Raw genomic sequence first — 18,712 nt, forward strand, 5'->3', positions numbered from 1 at the left:
CTCGTTCAGATGTGGCGGACTTCGACAATCTCGTACTCGATCACGCCGCTAGGCGTTTTAACGGCAACCACATCACCCTCTTCCTTGGCGATCAAGGCACGGGCAATGGGCGAGCCTACAGAGATCTTTCCGAGCTTGATGTCAGCCTCATCCTCACCAACGATCTGGTAAGTGACGCTCTCATCGGTTTCGACGTTGGCGATTTCGACGGTAGTGCCGAAAATCACCTTACCTGTATGAGGAATGCTCGTCACATCGATGACAACCGAGTTTTGCAGGCGGCCCTCAATATCCCGGATGCGCGCTTCAACCATTCCCTGCTCCTCGCGGGCAGCATGGTATTCCGCGTTTTCCTTGAGGTCACCGAGTTCTCGAGCCTCACCGATGGCCTGGCTCAAGCGCGGCCGCTCGACCTTGCTGAGGAACGTCAACTCTTCTTCCAGGGCCTTGGAGCCCTGGACGGTCATTGGGTATTTATTCATGCCTTCAATCCTGCATGTAGATCCTGCAAGCGGCGCACGGTCTTTTCCGGACCGAACTTGAGCGCTTCACAGATAGCCTCGCCCGCAGCAATGGTGGTGGTGCAGTAGATCTTGTGCTGCAAGGCGTTACGACGAATGGAATAAGAGTCAGCGATCGACTGACGACCCTCGGTGGTGTTGATGATCAGCGTGACTTCGTCATTCTTGATCATGTCGACCACGTGCGGACGACCTTCAGTCACCTTGTTCACGCGGCGCACCTTCAGGCCTGCCGCCTCGATCAGCTTGGCAGTACCGGCAGTGGCGACCACTTCGAAGCCCAAGTTGATCAGATCACGAGCCACGCCTGCAACCAGTGGCTTGTCATCGTCGCGCACGCTGATGAACGCGGTACCACCAGTCGGCAGCACTTCGCTAGCGCCCATCTGGGCCTTGGCGAAGGCTTCGCCGAAGGTGTCACCGACACCCATCACTTCGCCGGTCGACTTCATCTCTGGGCCGAGGATCGGGTCAACGCCCGGGAATTTGGCGAACGGGAACACCGCTTCCTTGACACTGTAGAAGTTAGGAATGATTTCCTTGGTGAAGCCCAGCTCTTTCAGGGTCTTACCCGCCATGACGCGCGCGGCGATCATCGCCAGGGAGACACCGATGCACTTGGAAACGAACGGCACGGTACGGGAAGCACGCGGGTTCACTTCGATGACGTAGATCTGCTCGCCCTGCAGGGCCAGCTGCACGTTCATCAGGCCGACCACGCCCAGCTCCAGGGCCATCTTCTTGACCTGTTCGCGCATCTCGTCCTGGATGTGCGCGGGCAGCGAGTACGGCGGCAGCGAGCAAGCGGAGTCACCGGAGTGCACGCCAGCCTGTTCGATGTGCTGCATGATCGCGCCGATCACCACATCCTTGCCGTCGCAGACCGCATCCACATCCATCTCGATGGCGCAGTTGAGGAAGTGGTCCAGCAGCACCGGGCTGTCGTTGGACACTTGCACCGCTTCACGCAGGTAGCGCTTGAGTTCTTCTTCTTCGTAAACGATTTCCATCGCCCGACCGCCCAGTACATAAGACGGACGCACCACCAGCGGGTAGCCGATCTTGGCCGCGGCACGAATCGCTTCGTCTTCGCTGCGCACGGTGGCGTTTGGCGGCTGACGCAGATTCAGGCGCTCGACCATTTGCTGGAAGCGCTCACGGTCTTCGGCACGGTCGATGGCATCAGGGCTGGTACCGATGATCGGCACGCCGGCCGCTTCCAGGGCACGCGCCAGTTTCAGAGGAGTCTGGCCGCCGTACTGGACAATCACGCCTTTTGGCTTCTCGACGCGGACGATTTCCAATACGTCTTCCAGGGTCACCGGCTCGAAGTACAGGCGATCGGAGGTGTCGTAGTCAGTGGAAACGGTTTCCGGGTTGCAGTTGACCATGATGGTTTCGTAACCATCGTCACGCAGCGCCAATGCGGCGTGCACGCAGCAGTAGTCGAACTCGATACCCTGGCCGATACGGTTCGGACCGCCACCCAGGATCATGATCTTGTCGCGACCCGAAGGTGCAGCCTCGCACTCTTCCTCGTAGGTCGAGTACAGGTAGGCGGTATCGGTGGCGAACTCGGCCGCGCAGGTGTCGACGCGCTTGTAGACCGGGAACACTTCCAGCTTGTGGCGATGAGTGCGCAGGTTCTTCTCGGTCACGCCCAGCAGCTTGGCCAGACGCTGATCGGAGAAGCCTTTGCGCTTGAGGCGGAACATCAGGTCGCGGTCGATGGCCGACAGGCCCAGCGTCTTGACCTTCTCCTCTTCCTTGATCAGATCTTCGATCTGCACCAGGAACCAAGGGTCGATCATGTTCATGCCGAAGATCTGCTCGACGGTCATGCCGGCACGGAAGGCGTCAGCCACGTACCAGATGCGCTCGGCGCCCGGCACGGTCAGTTCGCGCTTGAGCACGTTCATGCTTTCCGGGTTGCTCAGGTCGAGCTTCGGATCCAGGCCGCAGACACCCACTTCCAGGCCGCGCAGCGCTTTCTGCAGGGACTCCTGGAAGGTCCGGCCGATGGCCATTACTTCACCCACCGACTTCATCTGAGTGGTCAGGCGAGCGTCAGCCTTGGCGAACTTCTCGAAGGCGAAGCGTGGCAGCTTGGTCACGACGTAGTCGATGGACGGCTCGAAGGAGGCCGGGGTCTTACCGCCGGTGATGTCGTTCGACAGCTCGTCCAGGGTGTAACCCACGGCCAGCTTGGCCGCGACCTTGGCGATCGGGAAGCCGGTGGCTTTCGAAGCCAGGGCCGAAGAACGGGATACCCGCGGGTTCATCTCGATCACCACCATACGGCCAGTGTTCGGGCAGATGCCGAACTGGACGTTGGAGCCACCGGTTTCCACGCCGATCTCGCGCAGTACCGCCAGGGAGGCGTTACGCAGGATCTGGTATTCCTTGTCAGTCAAGGTCTGTGCTGGAGCCACGGTGATCGAATCACCGGTGTGCACGCCCATCGGGTCGAAGTTCTCGATCGAGCAAACGATGATGCAGTTGTCCTTTTTATCGCGGACCACCTCCATCTCGTACTCTTTCCAGCCGATCAGCGATTCGTCGATCAGCAGTTCCTTGGTCGGCGACAGGTCCAGGCCGCGGGCACAGATCTCTTCGAACTCTTCACGGTTGTAGGCGATACCGCCACCGGTGCCGCCCATAGTGAAGGACGGACGGATGATGCACGGGAAGCCCAGCTTCTCGAGGACTGCATTGGCCTCGTCCATGCTGTGAGCGATACCGGAGCGCGGGCACTCCAGGCCGATCGCCTTCATCGCGGTGTCGAAGCGCGAACGGTCTTCGGCCTTGTCGATGGTGTCGGCATTGGCACCGATCATTTCCACGCCGAACTTCTCCAGAACGCCTTCGCGCTCCAGGTCCAGGGCGCAGTTCAGCGCAGTCTGGCCACCCATGGTCGGCAGCAGAGCGTCCGGACGCTCTTTCTCGATGATCTTGGCAACGGTCTGCCACTTGATCGGCTCGATGTAGGTGGCGTCGGCCATGGCCGGGTCGGTCATGATGGTCGCCGGGTTGGAGTTCACCAGGATGACCCGGTAACCCTCTTCACGCAGGGCCTTGCACGCCTGGGCGCCGGAGTAGTCGAATTCGCAGGCCTGGCCGATCACGATCGGGCCAGCGCCGAGAATCAGGATGCTTTTAATGTCTGTACGTTTTGGCATGGGTTGTCACTCAAATCCGCAGGTCAGTCGGCAAGCCGTCTTGATCAAATCTCTGAAGCGCTGAAGGGGCCGCCGAGGCCGGGGCCACCTTCAGGGGCGAGCACTCAGCGTCGCTTGGCCATCTCGTTGATGAAACGATCGAACAGCGGCGCCACATCGTTCGGGCCCGGGCTCGCTTCAGGGTGGCCCTGGAAGCTGAATGCGCTCTTGTCGGTCAGCTCGATGCCTTGCAGGGTGCCGTCGAACAGCGATTTGTGGATCGCCCGCACGTTGCCTGGCAGGGTGGCTTCATCCACCGCAAAACCGTGGTTCTGGCTGGTGATCATCACTACACCGCTGTCCAGGTCCTGGACCGGGTGGTTGGCACCGTGGTGGCCGTGGCCCATCTTCACCGTCTTGGCGCCGGAGGCCAGTGCCAGCAGTTGGTGGCCCAGGCAGATACCGAAGACCGGGATCTCGGTTTCCAGCACGTCCTTGATCGCCTGGATGGCGTAATCGCAAGGCTCGGGGTCGCCAGGGCCGTTGGACAGGAACACACCGTCAGGCTTGAGTGCCAGGACGTCGCTGGCCGGAGTTTGCGCAGGCACTACGGTCACGCGGCAACCGCGCTCGACCAGCATGCGCAGGATGTTCAGCTTGACGCCGTAGTCGTAGGCGACCACGTGGTATGGCAGCTCGGAAGCCTCGATAGTCGGATGACTGTCAGTCTTCAGGCTCCAGACGCTGGAGCGCCACTCGTAGCTTTCCTTGGTGCTGACGACCTTCGCCAGATCCATGCCTTTCAGGCCAGGGAAGCCGCGCGCTGCGGCAATCGCCGCTTCGTCGGAGATATTGTCGCCGGCCATGATGCAGCCGTTCTGCGCGCCTTTCTCGCGCAGGATGCGCGTCAGGCGACGGGTGTCGATACCGGCGATCGCCACAACGTTGTTGGCTTTCAGGTAGTCGGACAGGGACAGGGTGTTACGCCAGTTGCTCGCAACCAGTGGCAGGTCGCGAATCACCAGACCGGCCGACCAGACACGATCGGACTCGGCGTCCTCCGGCGTGGTGCCGGTATTGCCGATATGTGGGTAAGTCAGGGTAACGATCTGTTGGGCGTAGGAAGGATCGGTAAGGATTTCCTGATAGCCGGTCATTGCGGTGTTAAACACCACCTCACCAACGGTTTGACCGTCGGCTCCAATGGCTTCGCCGCGAAAAATGCTGCCATCAGCAAGGGCGAGTATGGCTGGCTTAGTCAAGAAGACCTCCCGTAAATAAAGCCTGAAAGGGCGATCGCAGGTTGTAAAAAAGCGGAGTGACGTATGGACACGTCACCCCGCTTCTTCACCGAATTATTCTGCGCGCTTTTAGTGGACACACTAAAGCTGTAGCTTACAGAAAAAGGCTTTTTTGGTCCACCGCTAAAGAGCCTTAAAGGCAGAGGAATGCGACAGAACATCGCTTAGCGGATAAAAACAGGGCTCAAGCGCGAAGCCTGGCCCTGTTTTGGATGCATCTCAACGCAGATCCAGCACATCCTGCATGTCATAAAGACCCGCCGGACGACCGTCCAACCACAACGCAGCACGTACCGCCCCCTTGGCGAAAGTCATGCGGCTGGAAGCCTTGTGGGTAATCTCTAGACGCTCGCCCTCAGCAGCGAACAGCACCGTGTGATCGCCCACCACATCACCACCCCGGATCGTGGCGAAACCAATGGTCTCACGCTCACGTGCACCGGTATGACCTTCACGACCATACACCGCGACCTTCTGCAGATCACGTCCCAGCGCATCGGCAATCACCTCGCCCATGCGCAAGGCCGTCCCCGAAGGCGCGTCGATCTTGTGCCGGTGATGCGCCTCGATGATTTCGATGTCCGCATCATCGCCCAGCACACGGGCCGCCATGTCGAGCAACTTCAGCGACAGGTTGACGCCAACGCTGAAGTTGGCGGCGAACACGATCGGAATATCCTTGCCCGCCTCGGCCAGCACCTGCTTTTCCTTGGCGCCCAGCCCCGTGGTACCGATCACCATGGCCTTGCCCGCCTTGCGACAGAACGCCAGGTTCTTCAGCATCACTTCCGGAAGCGTGAAATCGATCAACACATCGAACTCATCGGCGACCTTTTCCAGACTGTCGGACATCGGCACACCGATGCGCCCCAGCGAGGCCAGCTCGCCCGCATCGGCACCGACCAAGGAACTGCCAGGCCGTACGATGGCTGCGGTAAGCCCGGAGAGCGGCGAGCGCTGTTGCACGGCCTCAACCAGGTTCTTACCCATGCGCCCTGCGGCGCCCATTACAGCTATACGTCGCATGCCACGCTCCTTACAGGTCGCCGAAGAAGCGCTTCACGCCTTCGAACCAGCCAGTGGTTTTTGGCGAGTGGGTATTGTCGTCCGCCAGGGAACCACGCAACTCTTCGAGCAACTCACGCTGACGGCGACTCAGGTTTACCGGAGTCTCCACCGCAACCCGGCACATCAAGTCGCCAGCACCGCCGCCACGTACCGGAGCCACACCCTTGCCACGCACACGGAACTGCTTGCCGGTCTGGGTGCCCTCAGGAATCTTCAGTTTGACCCGGCCATCCAGCGTCGGGATTTCCAGCTCGCCGCCCAGCGCCGCATCAACGAAGCTGATAGGCACTTCACAGAACAGGTGCTTGCCGTCGCGCTGGAAGATCGCGTGCTCACGCACATTGATCACCACATACAGGTCGCCCGTAGGGCCACCCTGGGTACCCGCCTCCCCCTCGCCGGACAGACGAATGCGGTCGCCGGTATCGACACCCGCTGGCACTTTCACCGACAGCGTCTTGTACTCTTCGACGCGACCTTCGCCATGACAGGAATCGCACGGATCGGAAATGATCTTGCCCTGGCCATGACAACGCGGGCAGGTCTGCTGCACCGAGAAGAAGCCCTGCTGCATGCGCACCTGACCGATACCGCCACAGGTCGGACAGGTAACAGGCGAGGAGCCTTTCTTGGCGCCCGAGCCGTCGCAAGGCTTGCAGTTGACCAGCGTCGGAACACGGATATTCACGGTGGTGCCGCGCACCGCCTCTTCCAGGTTCAGCTCCAGGGTGTAGCGCAAGTCGCTGCCACGCTGAGCCCCGCCACGGGAGCCGCCACGACCACCGCCAAAGAAATCACTGAAGACATCGCCAAAGATGTCGGAGAAGTTCTGGCCACCGAAGCCGGCACCACCACCGCCCATGCTCGGATCGACACCGGCATGACCATATTGGTCATAAGCCGCGCGCTTGCTCGAGTCAGACAATACTTCGTAGGCCTCGTTGGCCTCCTTGAACATATCTTCCGACGCTTTGTCGCCGGGATTACGGTCCGGGTGGTGCTTCATCGCCAGGCGGCGGTAAGCCTTTTTCAGGTCAGCTTCGCTCGAGCCTCGCTCCACACCCAATACTTCGTAATAGTCACGCTTTGCCATAAGTCTTCACACTCTTAAGGACGTTCGACAATGCCCTCCTGAGCCTCGCCAAACTCGTTGAGCCCCAATACAGGCCCGGACCCAACTCACGTCAATTCAACGATCCTGGTCTTGGATAGACGACCAACAGACTGGCCGACAATTGCGGTAATCCCGAACGGAAAGCAGGAGCATTTCCGACCGTACCGCCAGCGCGCGAAAAGAATCGCACACCGTAAAAAATTCGCTTGCTCCAGACACGCCAACGCGGGAGCAAGCTCCCGCGCGGCGACATCCTACCAGTCACCGCACAAAGGCAGTCAACCGGCCGACCAACAAGCAGTCTTACTTGTGGTCTTTTACTTCTTCGAACTCGGCGTCGACGACATCGTCGGCTTTCTCGGCCGACTCGGCCTGCGAAGCTGCGCCTTCTGCCGGCTGAGCCTGCTCGGCGTACATCTTCTGAGCGACCGGAGCCGACACCTTCGACAGCTCTTCGACCTTGGCGTCGATGGCAGCCTTGTCATCGCCTTTGATAGCGGCTTCAAGGGCAACCACGGCAGCTTCGATCGCGGTTTTCTCTTCAGCGGTCACTTTGTCGCCCGCATCAGCGATCATCTTGCGAGTCGAGTGAACCAGGGCATCGCCCTGGTTACGCGCGCTGGCCAACTCTTCGAACTTGCGGTCTTCTTCGGCGTTGACTTCAGCATCACGAACCATCTGCTGAATTTCTTCCTCGGACAGACCGGAGTTGGCCTTGATCACGATCGACTGGGTCTTGCCGGTCGCCTTGTCTTTCGCACCTACGTGCAGGATGCCGTTGGCGTCGATGTCGAAGGTCACTTCGATTTGCGGCACGCCACGTGGAGCTGGTGGAATCTCGGCCAGGTCGAACTTGCCCAGGGACTTGTTCTGCGCGGCTTGTTTACGCTCGCCCTGCAGCACGTGAATGGTCACTGCGCCCTGGTTGTCGTCGGCAGTCGAGAACACTTGCGATTTCTTGGTAGGAATCGTGGTGTTTTTCTCGATCAGCGCGGTCATCACGCCGCCCATGGTTTCAATACCCAGGGTCAGCGGGCTGACGTCCAGCAGCAGTACGTCTTTCACGTCACCGGCCAGTACCGCGCCCTGGATGGCAGCACCCATGGCAACGGCTTCGTCCGGGTTCACGTCCTTGCGTGCTTCTTTACCGAAGAAATCGGTCACCAGCTTCTGCACCAGCGGCATACGGGTCTGACCGCCGACCAGAATCACGTCGTCGATCTTGCTGACGTCGATACCGGCGTCCTTCATGGCGATGCGGCAAGGCTCGATGGTGCGCTGAACCAGGTCTTCAACCAGCGATTCCAGCTTGGCACGAGAGATCTTCACGTTCAGGTGCTTAGGACCGGTGGCGTCTGCAGTGATGTACGGCAGGTTGACGTCGGTCTGCTGGCTCGAGGACAGCTCGATCTTGGCTTTTTCAGCGGCTTCTTTCAGGCGCTGCATGGCCAGCGGGTCACCCTTGAGGTTCATGCCGCTTTCTTTCTTGAACTCGTCCACGAGGTAGTCGATCAGACGGATGTCGAAGTCTTCACCACCGAGGAAGGTGTCACCGTTGGTTGCCAGTACTTCGAACTGGTGCTCGCCATCGACTTCAGCGATTTCGATCACGGATACGTCGAAGGTACCGCCACCCAGGTCATAAACGATCACGGTGTGATCGCCCTTGGCCTTGTCCATGCCGTAAGCCAGAGCGGCCGCGGTCGGTTCGTTGATGATACGTTTTACGTCCAGGCCCGCGATGCGGCCGGCGTCTTTGGTCGCCTGGCGCTGGCTGTCGTTGAAGTAGGCCGGAACGGTGATCACCGCTTCGGTCACAGCCTCGCCGAGGTAGTCTTCGGCGGTCTTCTTCATTTTCTTGAGGATTTCAGCCGAGATCTGTGGCGGAGCCATTTTCTGGCCGTTCACTTCAACCCAGGCGTCGTTGTTGTCAGCCTTGACGATCTTGTAAGGGACCATCTGGATGTCTTTCTGTACGACCTCTTCGTCGAAACGGCGACCAATTAGACGCTTCACCGCGTACAGGGTGTTGTGCGGGTTGGTCACGGCCTGACGCTTGGCCGACTGGCCAACCAGGATTTCGCCATCGTTGGCGTAAGCGATGATGGACGGCGTGGTACGCGCGCCTTCAGCGTTTTCGATAACTTTTACATTGCCGTTTTCAAGAATGGAGACGCAGGAGTTGGTAGTCCCCAGGTCGATACCGATAATTTTGCCCATGTTAACTCTCCCGAAACTTTAGATTTTGTTGCCACAGCAGTGGTGGCCGACTGCGGTAGCACTTAAACGCTTGACCTATAAATGGGGGCCCTGCGCGCGATTTCAAGCCTTCTCGTCAATCGAAGGCGAAACCGGTGCAGGTGCCTTGCTGACCACGACCATGGCCGGGCGCAGCAGGCGACCGTTGAGCTGATAGCCCTTCTGGAACACCTTGAGAACGCTGTTCGGCTCGACGTCGGCACTTTCCTGCATGGCCATCGCCTGATGCTGTTCAGCGTTGAACGGTTCGCCATGCGGATCGATCGCTTCCAGCTGATAACGCTTCAGGGTGTCCTGGAACATCTTCAGGGTCAGCTCGATACCTTCACGCATCGGGCGAATGCTTTCGTCGTCCGGGCTGGACAACTCAAGACCGCGCTCGAGACTGTCGATTACTGGCAGCAGGTCGCCAGCAAAACGCTCGAGGGCGAATTTGTGAGCTTTTTCTACATCCTGCTCGGCACGGCGGCGGACGTTCTGCAGATCGGCCGCAACACGCAGTGCCTGATCCTGAGCGCCAGCCAACTGCTCTTCGAGCACTTGCACACGAGCCGCCAGATCTTCGCCCGAAGTCTCGGGGGCCTGATTGGCGTCGAGATTTTGCGTATCCAGCGTCTGTTCGTCAGCCATAAAATTCTCCTTTCAATATCGTCCGCGAGCTCAACTCACGCTTCTGCCCCGATATATGGGGTCGCATTTTCCAGGTTCAAGGGCCGCGCCCTCGGCAAAAATCATTGGATGCCCCCCAAACGCCGGTCGCTAATTATTCCCGCACACGATAAAAAAATCCGCCAAGCAAGCGAATCGAGCTAAGGGCGGGCATTGTCAGCCGAAAACAAAACACTGTATAAATAACCAGACCTAAAGCTTGGGAGCGGCCTTTATGCTGGTGCACCTGTCCGTACACAACTACGCCATCGTTGAACATCTCGATCTGGAACTGGATCGCGGGATGAGCGTCATCACGGGTGAAACCGGCGCCGGCAAATCGATCATGCTCGACGCCCTGGGGCTGACCCTGGGTGATCGCGCCGACAGTGGCGTGGTACGCCCAGGTGCCGACAAGGCCGACATTCTCGCCACCTTCGACCTGGAAGACATTCCCGAGGCCCGCACCTGGCTCGCCGAACGCGACCTGGACAACGACAGCCCATGCATCCTGCGCCGGGTCATCACCGCCGAAGGCCGTTCCCGCGGCTACATCAATGGCTCCCCGTGCCCGCTAGGCGACCTCAAGGCCCTCGGCGAACTGCTGATCGACATCCACAGCCAGCATGAACACCAGTCGCTGCTGAAAACCGATACCCACCGCCGCCTGCTCGACGAATACGCCGGTGCCACCGACCTGGCTCGCCAGGTATCGCTGGCAGCCCAGCGCTGGCGCCAGACCCGCCAGGAACTGGAGCGCCTGTCCAACTCCGGGGACGAGCAGCGGGCGCGCCACCAGCTCCTCAGCTATCAGCTGGAGGAACTGGAGAACCTGGCCCTGGGTGAAAGCGAACTCGAACAACTGGAACTCGAACACAAGAACCTGACCAATGCCGAAAGCCTGCTGGGCATCTGCCGGCAGGTCGTCGAGCATTGCAGCGAAAGTGATTCGGGCAACGTCCTCAGCGCCCTGACAGCGAGCCTCAATCGCCTGTCGAGCATCGGCAATACCTCCGGCGCCCTGGCGGAAGCCACCAACCTGCTGGCCAGCGCGCAAATCCAGGTCGAAGAAGCCGTCGGCGAACTGAATCGCTTCGTCGACCATTTCGATGCGGACCCGGCGCGCCTGCAACAACTGGAGGAGCGGCTGGACGCCATCTATACCCTGGCCCGCAAACACCGGATCCAGCCCACCGAGGTGGCAGCCATGCAGCAGAAACTGCTGGAGGAAATCGAAACTCTGGATGCCAATGACGAATCCATTGAGCGCCTGGGCGATGAGCTGAAATCCTTTGCCCGGCACTATCATGAAAAAGCCAGGGAGTTGAGCGAGCTGCGCCAGCAGGCCGCAACCAGCCTGGCCAGCGCCGTCGAACAGGAAATCCAGCGCCTGGGCATGCCTGGCGGCCGCTTCACCATCGAACTGCACGCCAACAGCGGCGATGAACTGCAGCCCAACGGCCTCGAGCAGGTCGAGCTGCTGGTCAGCGCCAACCCCGGCCAGCCACTCAAGGCACTGGCCAAAGTGGCATCCGGGGGCGAACTGTCGCGGATCAGCCTGGCAATCCAGGTGATTACCGCACAGACCTCTCGTGTCCCTACCCTGGTATTCGACGAAGTAGACGTCGGCATCGGCGGCCCGACCGCGGAGATCGTCGGCCAACTGCTACGTCGCCTCGGCGAGCGCGGCCAAGTATTGACGGTCACCCACTTGCCGCAGGTGGCAGCCCAGGGCCATCAACATCTTTTTGTGCACAAGGTACGCGGCAGCGATGCGACTCACACTGCGGTTTCCAAACTGGGCAAGACCGAGCGGATCGAAGAGGTAGCGCGGATGCTGGGCGGCATCGACCTGACCAAGGAGTCGCTGGCCCACGCGAAAAAAATGGTGGTTACCGCCAAGGCTTGAGCCCCTGCCACTTTAATAAAGAGCAGAAAGCACGAAGGCGACCCTTGGGTCGCCTTCGATCGTTTCGCGGACTATGTCCGCGCGACATGCTTATTTCTTCGTGCGTACGTACAGCACCAAGTTGTGATCCACCAACTCGAAGCCATGCTTCTCGACAATCGCCTTCTGAAGCTTCTCGATTTCTTCGTCGAAGAATTCGATCACCTCACCGGAATCCACGTTGACCATGTGGTCGTGGTGACCGCCGTCAGCCAGTTCGAATACAGCATGACCGCCATCAAAGTTGTGGCGTACCACAAGGCCTGCTGCTTCAAACTGGGTCAGAACACGGTAAACCGTGGCCAGACCGACATCCTCGCCAGCTTCCATCAGCGCCTTGTAAACATCCTCGGCACTCATGTGTCGCTGCTCGGCGGAATCGAGCATTTGTAGAATTTTGACCCGTGGCAGAGTCACTTTAAGGCCGGCTTTACGTAGTTCGCTATTTTCAACCATGGTCAGCTTTCTCGCGGATGCTGCTTCGCAGCTCCTCTTAATGCGGGTATGATCGGGGTTTACGTTGTCCCAGCCAAGATAGTGGAAGTCGCCCACCGATGCAAAACACCAAGCTCTTGCTAACCAGTTTCACCTTCGTGGGACTGCTCGCACTCGCCGGTTGTTCATTCCCCGGGGTTTACAAAATCGACATCCAGCAGGGCAATGTCGTCACGCAGGACATGATAGACCAGTTACGCCCGGGAATGACCCGCCGGCAAGTACGGTTTATCATGGGCAACCCTCTGTTGACCGACACGTTCCACGCCGATCGCTGGGATTACCTGTACAGCCTGCAACCCGGTGGCGGTGAACGCCAGCAGGAGCGCGTCAGCGTTATCTTCAACGGTAACGACCAACTGGTAAGCCTTTCCGGTGACTTCATGCCTGGCGTAAGCCGCGACGAAGCCATCCTGGGCAAGGACAGTGGCACCACCGTGACCGCCCCTACTGAAAACGCCGAACAGCCAAAACCGGAAAAACCGGCCAAGCCTGGCTCTCTGCTCGATCAGATCCAGAAGGACGTCGACAACGTCGAGACCGTTCCGGTGCCAACGCCAGAACCTCTGGACACCTCGCCGCAATAATTTGTGGCGGAATAAAAAAGCCCGGCGAGTCCGGGCTTTTTGTTGCCTGTCGATTTGCTCAGGACTCTGAAGTACGACCCCGGGCCTGCGCCGCCTTTGCCGCGCGCAGACGTCGGACCTCTTTAGGGTCAGCCAGCAGCGGTCGGTAGATTTCGATGCGATCGCCCGCCCGAACCGGCTGCTTCCCTGGGTCCGCAACCGCTTTGCCAAAGATCCCCAGCGGACAACTGTCCAGATCCAATTCTGGAAATTGCGCGCCTATCCCGGAGCCTTTCACTGCCGCACGAACAGTGGTCCCCGTTGGCACCGCAACACTGAGCAATACCTGCCGGTCGACCGCGGCATACACCACCTCGACTTCGATCATTGGCTCAAGCATGCAACTGCTTGGCCCGCTGACAAAACGCATCGACCAGGGTGTTGGCCGCCTGGTTGAACAAAGGCCCCAAGGTCGCGCGAACCAGTGGACCGGCGTAGTCGAACGACAAATCCAGGCTGATCTTGCAGGCCTTCTCGCCCAGCGGCTTGAAAATCCACACGCCGTGCAACTGGTTGAACGGCCCTTCTTCCAGGTTCATCTCGATCGACTGGCCCGGCACCAGGGTATTGCGCGTCACGAAATGCTGGCTGAGCCCGCCCTTGGCAACGGCCAGGCTGGCGCGCATCTGCACCTCGCTGCTCTCCAGCACCTCGGCCGACGAACACCAGGGTAAAAACTCCGGGTAGCGCGCCACGTCGTTGACCAGGTCGTACAAAAACTGCGCCGGATAAGGCAACAGGGCCGAGCGTTGAATATGTGTCGTCATGTCAGCGTCATTTCCACAACTGGGCGGCAAACACTATAAGAATGCCGATGGGCGCCACATAGCGCATCAAAAACAGGGTCAGGGCAAAAAGCAGCGGGCTGCGAATCGACAGCTCATCACGAACCGCCTCGCGCCCCATCACCCAACCCGCGAACACCACAAAGCAGAGGCCACCCAAGGGCAACATGATCCGCGAGGTGAAGAAATCGATCACCCCGAAGAAATCCAGACCACCCGCCGCCCCCCATTGGTAGAGGTGGAAAGCCCCGCCTTCGTTCACGAAAAACTTGGCCTGCTGCCAGATATTGAAGGAGAACACCGTTCCCAATCCGACGAACCAGCAGGTAAACGCCAGCCAGAATGTCACCCAGCCGCGGCGGATTCGAGTCCGCTCCACCAGGTAAGCCACCATCGGCTCCAGCAGCGAGATCGCCGAGCTCCAGGCAGCAATGGCCACCAGGACAAAAAACACCACCCCCATCAGCTGGCCGAACGCCACATTACCAAAGGCAAAAGGCAAACTGACAAACATCAGCCCTGGACCTTCACTCGGGTTCAACCCCGCGGCAAACACGATCGGGAACAGCGCCAGCCCCGCCAGCAGCGAAACGAAGGTATCCAGCAGCGCCACGCCGACAATAGTGCCGGAAATGGACGAATGCTTTGGCATGTAAGCGCCGTAGATCATGATGGAACCGACACCGACGCTCAGGGAAAAGAATGCATGTCCCATGGCCGGCAACAGGCCGTCGAGCAGCTTGTCGGTGCTGAAGTCGAACATGAAATGCACGCCTTCCATGAAATGCCCGGTGGTCAGGCTGTAACCCAGCAGGATCAGCAGCATCACGAACAACAGCGGCATCATGATCCGCAGGCTGCGCTCAAGCCCGGCCACCACGCCCTTGGCGATGACCGCCGCCGACAACAGCATGAACAGTGTGTGCCACAGCGTCAGCCGCCAGGGGTCGGCAATCACCGTGCCGAAATAGGCGCCGACCTGATCCGCCGTCACGCCCTGGAAATCACCACGCCCCATATCGATGATGTAGTCCAGCGACCAACCACCAACAACGCTGTAGAAGGAAAGAATCAACAAGGCCGTGATCATTCCGGCGAACGCGCCCCAGGACCACTTGGCCGAATGCCCCGCCTCCAGGGCCAGCGCCTTCAAGGCATTGGCCGGGCTTTGCCGGGCGCGACGGCCGATCAGGGTTTCCGCCAGCATCACCAGCACACCGATCAGCGCGATGCAGGCGAGAAATACCAGGACAAAGGCGCCGCCACCGTAGACGCCGACCATATATGGGAATTTCCAGATACTGCCCAGGCCCACGGCAGAACCAGTCGCAGCGAGTATGAAAACCCAGCGACTGGCCCAGCCGCCGTGGACAGAAACCTTGTCCGTCGACATCAAAAACGCGCCCAACCGAGAAAAAAGAGGGCGCATTGTCCGGGATTCACTCAACCTGCTCAAGCACGCTGCTTCACCGTAGCCGACACGCGTGCAACTGCCTATAATGCCGCCCCTATGGCTAAACAGAAGAAACACCCAACAGGGACCATCGCGCAAAATAAAAAGGCGCGTCACGATTACTTCATCGAACATCGGTTCGAGGCTGGCATGGTCCTGGCCGGCTGGGAAGTAAAGAGTCTGCGTGCGGGCAAGGCACAACTGGTCGACAGTTACGTGCTGCTCAAGGACGGCGAAGCCTGGCTGCTGGGCAGCCACTTCACGCCACTGACCACTGCCAGCACCCATGTGATCGCCGACCCCGTGCGCTCGCGCAAACTGCTGCTCAACAAGCGCGAGCTGGAGAAGCTGTTCGCTGCCGTGCAGCAGAAAGGCTATGCCTGCGTGTGCCTGTCGCTCTACTGGAGCAAGCACATGGTCAAGTGCGAGATCGCTCTCGGCAAGGGCAAGAAGGAATACGACAAGCGTCATACCGAACGCGAACGCGACTCCGATCGTGAGCTGCATCGCGCGGTGCGCAACAAGGGCAAGGAAGAGTAACGCCCTTCTACCTTGATGCCATGATCGCTGGCCAACTCGTTCCTACCAGGAGTGAGCTGGTCAGCGATGAATCTCCCAACTAAATCCCCTTGCGCCGCTCCGCCCGGGCCACGCGCTGCACTTCCTGACGCACCTCTTCCAGCACTTCCTGCACATACAGAATGTGCCGGCTGGAGACTTCGCGCGCCTGCTCGGCCCGCCCTTCGATAATCGCCTGGTACAGATCGCGGTGCTGGCTGATCAGCATGTCGCGGGTTTCGGTGCGCTGCTTGTACATGCCGCCAATGTTGGTCACCACGTTGCGCTTGAGCAGATCGAACAGCCCGCGAATGGTGTGCAGCAAGACAGCGTTGTGACTGGCCTCGGCAATCGCCAGGTGAAATTGCGCGTCTGCCGCGCCCTCTTCCACCCGGCTCACATCCCCGGCCCGGGAATAGCAATCCTGCAGCTCCTCGAAAGCCGCGGTGAGCCGTTCACGATCCACCTCGGTGGCACGCAATGCTGCGTAATAGGCGCATGAGGCTTCCAGGGTGTGGCGAAACTCCAGCAAGTCACGCTGGGCTTCAGGGTTGCTTTCCAGCAACTGCAGCAGCGGATCGCTGAAAGTCGAGCCCAGCGACTCCACCACATAGTTGCCGCCGCCCTGGCGACTGACCAGCAAGCCCTTGGCCGTGAGTTTCTGGATCGCCTCGCGCAACGACGGTCGCGAGACACCGAACTGCTCCGCCAACGCACGCTCCGCCGGCAGGCGCTCACCGGACTTCAGCGTGCCCTCGAGGATCATCCCCTCGAGCCGCTCGACAATATCGTCAGACAAACGGCGCTGACGAATCTGATCAAACCCCATAACTCACTCTCCACGATCCCGACCGCGCGCCGGACTCTCTATTCTGGCCTATCGGGGCTGTGCCAGCACCTATCAGAACGCAGGTTGGCGAGCGGATCAGATGCCATCTGCACCGCACCTTCGACAAAAGTTTTAGGGCGGCAAATTGACACACCGCTCACAAGGCTTTTACCCTAGCCAACAGCGATTGTAAATTGGTATTACCAATTAACCAAATACGCTGACCAGTGCCTGACCAACAACAATTAGGGGCCACCCCATATGCAAACCTGGCAACAGCTTTACAGCCCGCTCGGCAGCCTCGGCCTGTCCGCCCTCGCCGCCGTCATCCCGATCGTCTTCTTCTTCCTGGCTCTGGCCGTGTTCCGCCTCAAAGGACACGTCGCCGGCAGCATCACCCTGGCGCTATCGATCCTGGTGGCGATCTTCGCCTTCCAGATGCCCACCGACATGGCGCTTGCCGCCGCTGGCTATGGATTTGCCTACGGTCTGTGGCCCATCGCCTGGATCATCGTCGCCGCCGTATTCCTCTATAAACTGACGGTCAAGAGCGGCCAGTTCGAGGTGATCCGCAGCTCCGTGCTGTCGATCACCGACGACCAGCGCCTGCAAGTGCTGCTGATCGGTTTCTGCTTCGGGGCCTTCCTCGAAGGTGCCGCCGGTTTCGGTGCGCCGGTCGCCATTACCGCCGCGCTGCTGGTGGGCCTGGGGTTCAATCCGCTGTACGCCGCCGGCCTGTGCCTGATCGCCAACACCGCCCCGGTGGCCTTTGGCGCCCTGGGCATTCCGATCATCGTGGCGGGCCAGGTAACCGGCATCGACGCGTTCAAGATCGGCGCTATGACCGGCCGCCAGCTGCCGCTGCTGTCACTGTTCGTGCCGTTCTGGCTGGTGTTCATGATGGACGGCCTGCGCGGCGTCAAAGAGACCTGGCCCGCGGCGCTGGTGGCCGGCCTGAGCTTTGCCGTGACCCAGTACTTCACCTCGAACTTCATCGGCCCGGAGCTGCCGGACATCACCTCGGCCCTGGCCAGCCTGGTTTCCCTGACGCTGTTCCTCAAGGTCTGGCAACCCAAGCGTTCGTTCGCCGCGGCCACCGCCAGCGTCGGCGCCGCGGCCGTGCGCAACGGCGGTTTTGGCCAACCGCGCACCACCCAGCCTTCGCCCTACAGCTTCGGTGAAATCTTCAAGGCCTGGTCGCCATTCCTGATTCTCACCGTACTGGTCACCATCTGGACCCTCAAACCGTTCAAGGCGATGTTCGCCGCCGGCGGCTCGATGTACAGCTGGGTATTCAACTTCGCGATTCCGCACCTGGACCAACTGGTGATCAAGAGCGCGCCGATCGTCGCCACTCCGACCGCGATTCCGGCGGTGTTCAAGCTCGACCCGATTTCCGCCACCGGCACAGCGATTTTCTTCTCCGCGCTGATCTCGATGCTGGTGCTGAAGATCAATTTCAAAACTGGTCTGACCACTTTGAAAGAGACCTTCTACGAACTGCGCTGGCCGATCCTGTCCATCGGTATGGTGCTGGCCTTCGCCTTTGTCACCAACTACTCCGGCATGTCCTCGACCATGGCCCTGGTGCTGGCCGGTACCGGCGCGGCGTTCCCGTTCTTCTCGCCGTTCCTCGGCTGGCTGGGGGTGTTCCTGACCGGTTCAGACACTTCGTCCAATGCCCTGTTCAGCTCGCTGCAAGCCACCACCGCGCATCAGATCGGCGTCAACGACACCCTGCTGGTGGCGGCCAACACCAGCGGCGGCGTGACCGGCAAGATGATCTCGCCACAATCGATCGCCGTGGCCTGCGCCGCCACCGGCCTGGTAGGCAAGGAATCGGACCTGTTCCGCTTCACCCTCAAGCACAGCCTATTCTTTGCCACCATCGTCGGCCTGATCACCCTGGCCCAGGCCTACTGGTTCACCGGCATGCTGGTGCACTGATC

Annotated in this window: 16 protein-coding genes; 4 read left to right on the plus strand and 12 right to left on the minus strand. The window is 60.0% G+C overall.

Going from position 1 to position 18,712, the window contains the following annotated elements:
• Window positions 1-5 precede the first annotated feature (5 nt).
• From greA to grpE, 7 genes are all read right to left on the minus strand, one after another.
• A complete protein-coding gene (greA, locus tag CRO75_RS24070; RefSeq protein WP_009042122.1) occupies window positions 6-482 on the minus strand; it encodes a transcription elongation factor GreA in 477 nt (158 codons plus the stop codon).
• Window positions 479-3,700 carry a carbamoyl-phosphate synthase large subunit gene (gene carB / locus CRO75_RS24075; protein ID WP_007920860.1) on the minus strand — a complete coding sequence of 1,074 codons (3,222 nt, stop codon included), beginning with the start codon at window positions 3,698-3,700 and terminating at the stop codon, window positions 479-481. Before carB ends, greA begins: the two co-directional genes overlap by 4 nt.
• 104 nt (window positions 3,701-3,804) lie before the next feature.
• Window positions 3,805-4,941, minus strand: coding sequence for a glutamine-hydrolyzing carbamoyl-phosphate synthase small subunit (carA, locus tag CRO75_RS24080; protein WP_097138661.1), 1,137 nt, complete (start codon window positions 4,939-4,941; stop codon window positions 3,805-3,807).
• Between the two features lie 258 nt (window positions 4,942-5,199).
• A complete protein-coding gene (dapB, locus tag CRO75_RS24085; RefSeq protein ID WP_097138663.1) occupies window positions 5,200-6,006 on the minus strand; it encodes a 4-hydroxy-tetrahydrodipicolinate reductase in 807 nt (268 codons plus the stop codon).
• 10 nt (window positions 6,007-6,016) lie between these two features.
• A complete protein-coding gene (gene dnaJ / locus CRO75_RS24090) occupies window positions 6,017-7,141 on the minus strand; it encodes a molecular chaperone DnaJ (protein WP_009042118.1) in 1,125 nt (374 codons plus the stop codon).
• Window positions 7,142-7,465: 324 nt separating this feature from the next.
• Window positions 7,466-9,382, minus strand: coding sequence for a molecular chaperone DnaK (dnaK, locus tag CRO75_RS24095; RefSeq protein ID WP_025810034.1), 1,917 nt, complete (start codon window positions 9,380-9,382; stop codon window positions 7,466-7,468).
• A gap of 102 nt (window positions 9,383-9,484) precedes the next feature.
• The gene (gene grpE / locus CRO75_RS24100; RefSeq protein ID WP_009042116.1) at window positions 9,485-10,051 is read right to left on the minus strand and encodes a nucleotide exchange factor GrpE; all 567 of its coding nucleotides are present in this window, start codon (window positions 10,049-10,051) and stop codon (window positions 9,485-9,487) included.
• A gap of 253 nt (window positions 10,052-10,304) precedes the next feature.
• Here grpE and recN point away from each other — a divergent pair, with 253 nt between their 5' ends.
• Window positions 10,305-11,978, plus strand: coding sequence for a DNA repair protein RecN (gene recN, locus CRO75_RS24105; protein WP_062823704.1), 1,674 nt, complete (start codon window positions 10,305-10,307; stop codon window positions 11,976-11,978).
• Window positions 11,979-12,068: 90 nt separating this feature from the next.
• On the opposite strand, the gene fur is transcribed toward recN, so the two are convergent.
• Window positions 12,069-12,473 carry a ferric iron uptake transcriptional regulator gene (gene fur, locus CRO75_RS24110; RefSeq protein WP_007920840.1) on the minus strand — a complete coding sequence of 135 codons (405 nt, stop codon included), beginning with the start codon at window positions 12,471-12,473 and terminating at the stop codon, window positions 12,069-12,071.
• Window positions 12,474-12,571: 98 nt separating this feature from the next.
• Here fur and CRO75_RS24115 point away from each other — a divergent pair, with 98 nt between their 5' ends.
• Window positions 12,572-13,099 (plus strand): outer membrane protein assembly factor BamE, encoded by a 528-nt coding sequence (locus CRO75_RS24115; protein ID WP_007920839.1) that lies wholly within the window; start codon window positions 12,572-12,574, stop codon window positions 13,097-13,099.
• A 58-nt stretch (window positions 13,100-13,157) separates the two neighbouring features.
• Here the strand turns inward: CRO75_RS24115 and CRO75_RS24120 are convergent, their stop codons facing one another.
• Genes CRO75_RS24120 through CRO75_RS24130 form a run of 3 tightly spaced genes read right to left on the minus strand, consistent with a single transcriptional unit; the run spans window position 13,158 to window position 15,316 of the window.
• A complete protein-coding gene (locus CRO75_RS24120; protein ID WP_177409785.1) occupies window positions 13,158-13,478 on the minus strand; it encodes an RnfH family protein in 321 nt (106 codons plus the stop codon).
• A complete protein-coding gene (locus CRO75_RS24125) occupies window positions 13,471-13,905 on the minus strand; it encodes a type II toxin-antitoxin system RatA family toxin (RefSeq protein WP_007920838.1) in 435 nt (144 codons plus the stop codon). Before CRO75_RS24125 ends, CRO75_RS24120 begins: the two co-directional genes overlap by 8 nt.
• A 7-nt stretch (window positions 13,906-13,912) precedes the next feature.
• Window positions 13,913-15,316: a sodium-dependent transporter gene (locus CRO75_RS24130; RefSeq protein ID WP_097138667.1), complete on the minus strand. Its 1,404-nt coding sequence runs from the start codon at window positions 15,314-15,316 to the stop codon at window positions 13,913-13,915.
• A 117-nt stretch (window positions 15,317-15,433) separates the two neighbouring features.
• On the opposite strand from CRO75_RS24130, the gene smpB reads away from it, so the two are divergent.
• The gene (smpB, locus tag CRO75_RS24135; RefSeq protein ID WP_009042112.1) at window positions 15,434-15,916 is read left to right on the plus strand and encodes an SsrA-binding protein SmpB; all 483 of its coding nucleotides are present in this window, start codon (window positions 15,434-15,436) and stop codon (window positions 15,914-15,916) included.
• Between the two features lie 79 nt (window positions 15,917-15,995).
• Here the strand turns inward: smpB and CRO75_RS24140 are convergent, their stop codons facing one another.
• Window positions 15,996-16,763, minus strand: coding sequence for an FCD domain-containing protein (locus tag CRO75_RS24140; RefSeq protein WP_097138669.1), 768 nt, complete (start codon window positions 16,761-16,763; stop codon window positions 15,996-15,998).
• 261 nt (window positions 16,764-17,024) lie between these two features.
• On the opposite strand from CRO75_RS24140, the gene CRO75_RS24145 reads away from it, so the two are divergent.
• Window positions 17,025-18,710 carry a lactate permease LctP family transporter gene (locus CRO75_RS24145; protein ID WP_097138671.1) on the plus strand — a complete coding sequence of 562 codons (1,686 nt, stop codon included), beginning with the start codon at window positions 17,025-17,027 and terminating at the stop codon, window positions 18,708-18,710.
• Window positions 18,711-18,712 lie beyond the last annotated feature (2 nt).

The organism is Pseudomonas sp. LAMO17WK12:I10 (genome assembly GCF_900215185.1).
GTDB classification, from domain to species: domain Bacteria; phylum Pseudomonadota; class Gammaproteobacteria; order Pseudomonadales; family Pseudomonadaceae; genus Aquipseudomonas; species Aquipseudomonas chlororaphis.

Bases quoted from the DNA above. Each gene is read 5' to 3' on its own strand.
- dnaK (WP_025810034.1), bottom strand. From the start codon at position 9,382: ATGGGCAAAATTATCGGTATCGACCTGGGGACTACCAACTCCTGCGTC.
- CRO75_RS24130 (WP_097138667.1), bottom strand. From the start codon at position 15,316: ATGTCGACGGACAAGGTTTCTGTCCACGGCGGCTGGGCCAGTCGCTGG.
- dapB (WP_097138663.1), bottom strand. From the start codon at position 6,006: ATGCGACGTATAGCTGTAATGGGCGCCGCAGGGCGCATGGGTAAGAAC.
- CRO75_RS24125 (WP_007920838.1), bottom strand. From the start codon at position 13,905: ATGACGACACATATTCAACGCTCGGCCCTGTTGCCTTATCCGGCGCAG.
- carB (WP_007920860.1), bottom strand. From the start codon at position 3,700: ATGCCAAAACGTACAGACATTAAAAGCATCCTGATTCTCGGCGCTGGC.
- smpB (WP_009042112.1), top strand. From the start codon at position 15,434: ATGGCTAAACAGAAGAAACACCCAACAGGGACCATCGCGCAAAATAAA.
- CRO75_RS24115 (WP_007920839.1), top strand. From the start codon at position 12,572: ATGCAAAACACCAAGCTCTTGCTAACCAGTTTCACCTTCGTGGGACTG.
- grpE (WP_009042116.1), bottom strand. From the start codon at position 10,051: ATGGCTGACGAACAGACGCTGGATACGCAAAATCTCGACGCCAATCAG.
- fur (WP_007920840.1), bottom strand. From the start codon at position 12,473: ATGGTTGAAAATAGCGAACTACGTAAAGCCGGCCTTAAAGTGACTCTG.
- dnaJ (WP_009042118.1), bottom strand. From the start codon at position 7,141: ATGGCAAAGCGTGACTATTACGAAGTATTGGGTGTGGAGCGAGGCTCG.
- CRO75_RS24120 (WP_177409785.1), bottom strand. From the start codon at position 13,478: ATGCTTGAGCCAATGATCGAAGTCGAGGTGGTGTATGCCGCGGTCGAC.
- greA (WP_009042122.1), bottom strand. From the start codon at position 482: ATGAATAAATACCCAATGACCGTCCAGGGCTCCAAGGCCCTGGAAGAA.
- CRO75_RS24145 (WP_097138671.1), top strand. From the start codon at position 17,025: ATGCAAACCTGGCAACAGCTTTACAGCCCGCTCGGCAGCCTCGGCCTG.
- recN (WP_062823704.1), top strand. From the start codon at position 10,305: ATGCTGGTGCACCTGTCCGTACACAACTACGCCATCGTTGAACATCTC.
- CRO75_RS24140 (WP_097138669.1), bottom strand. From the start codon at position 16,763: ATGGGGTTTGATCAGATTCGTCAGCGCCGTTTGTCTGACGATATTGTC.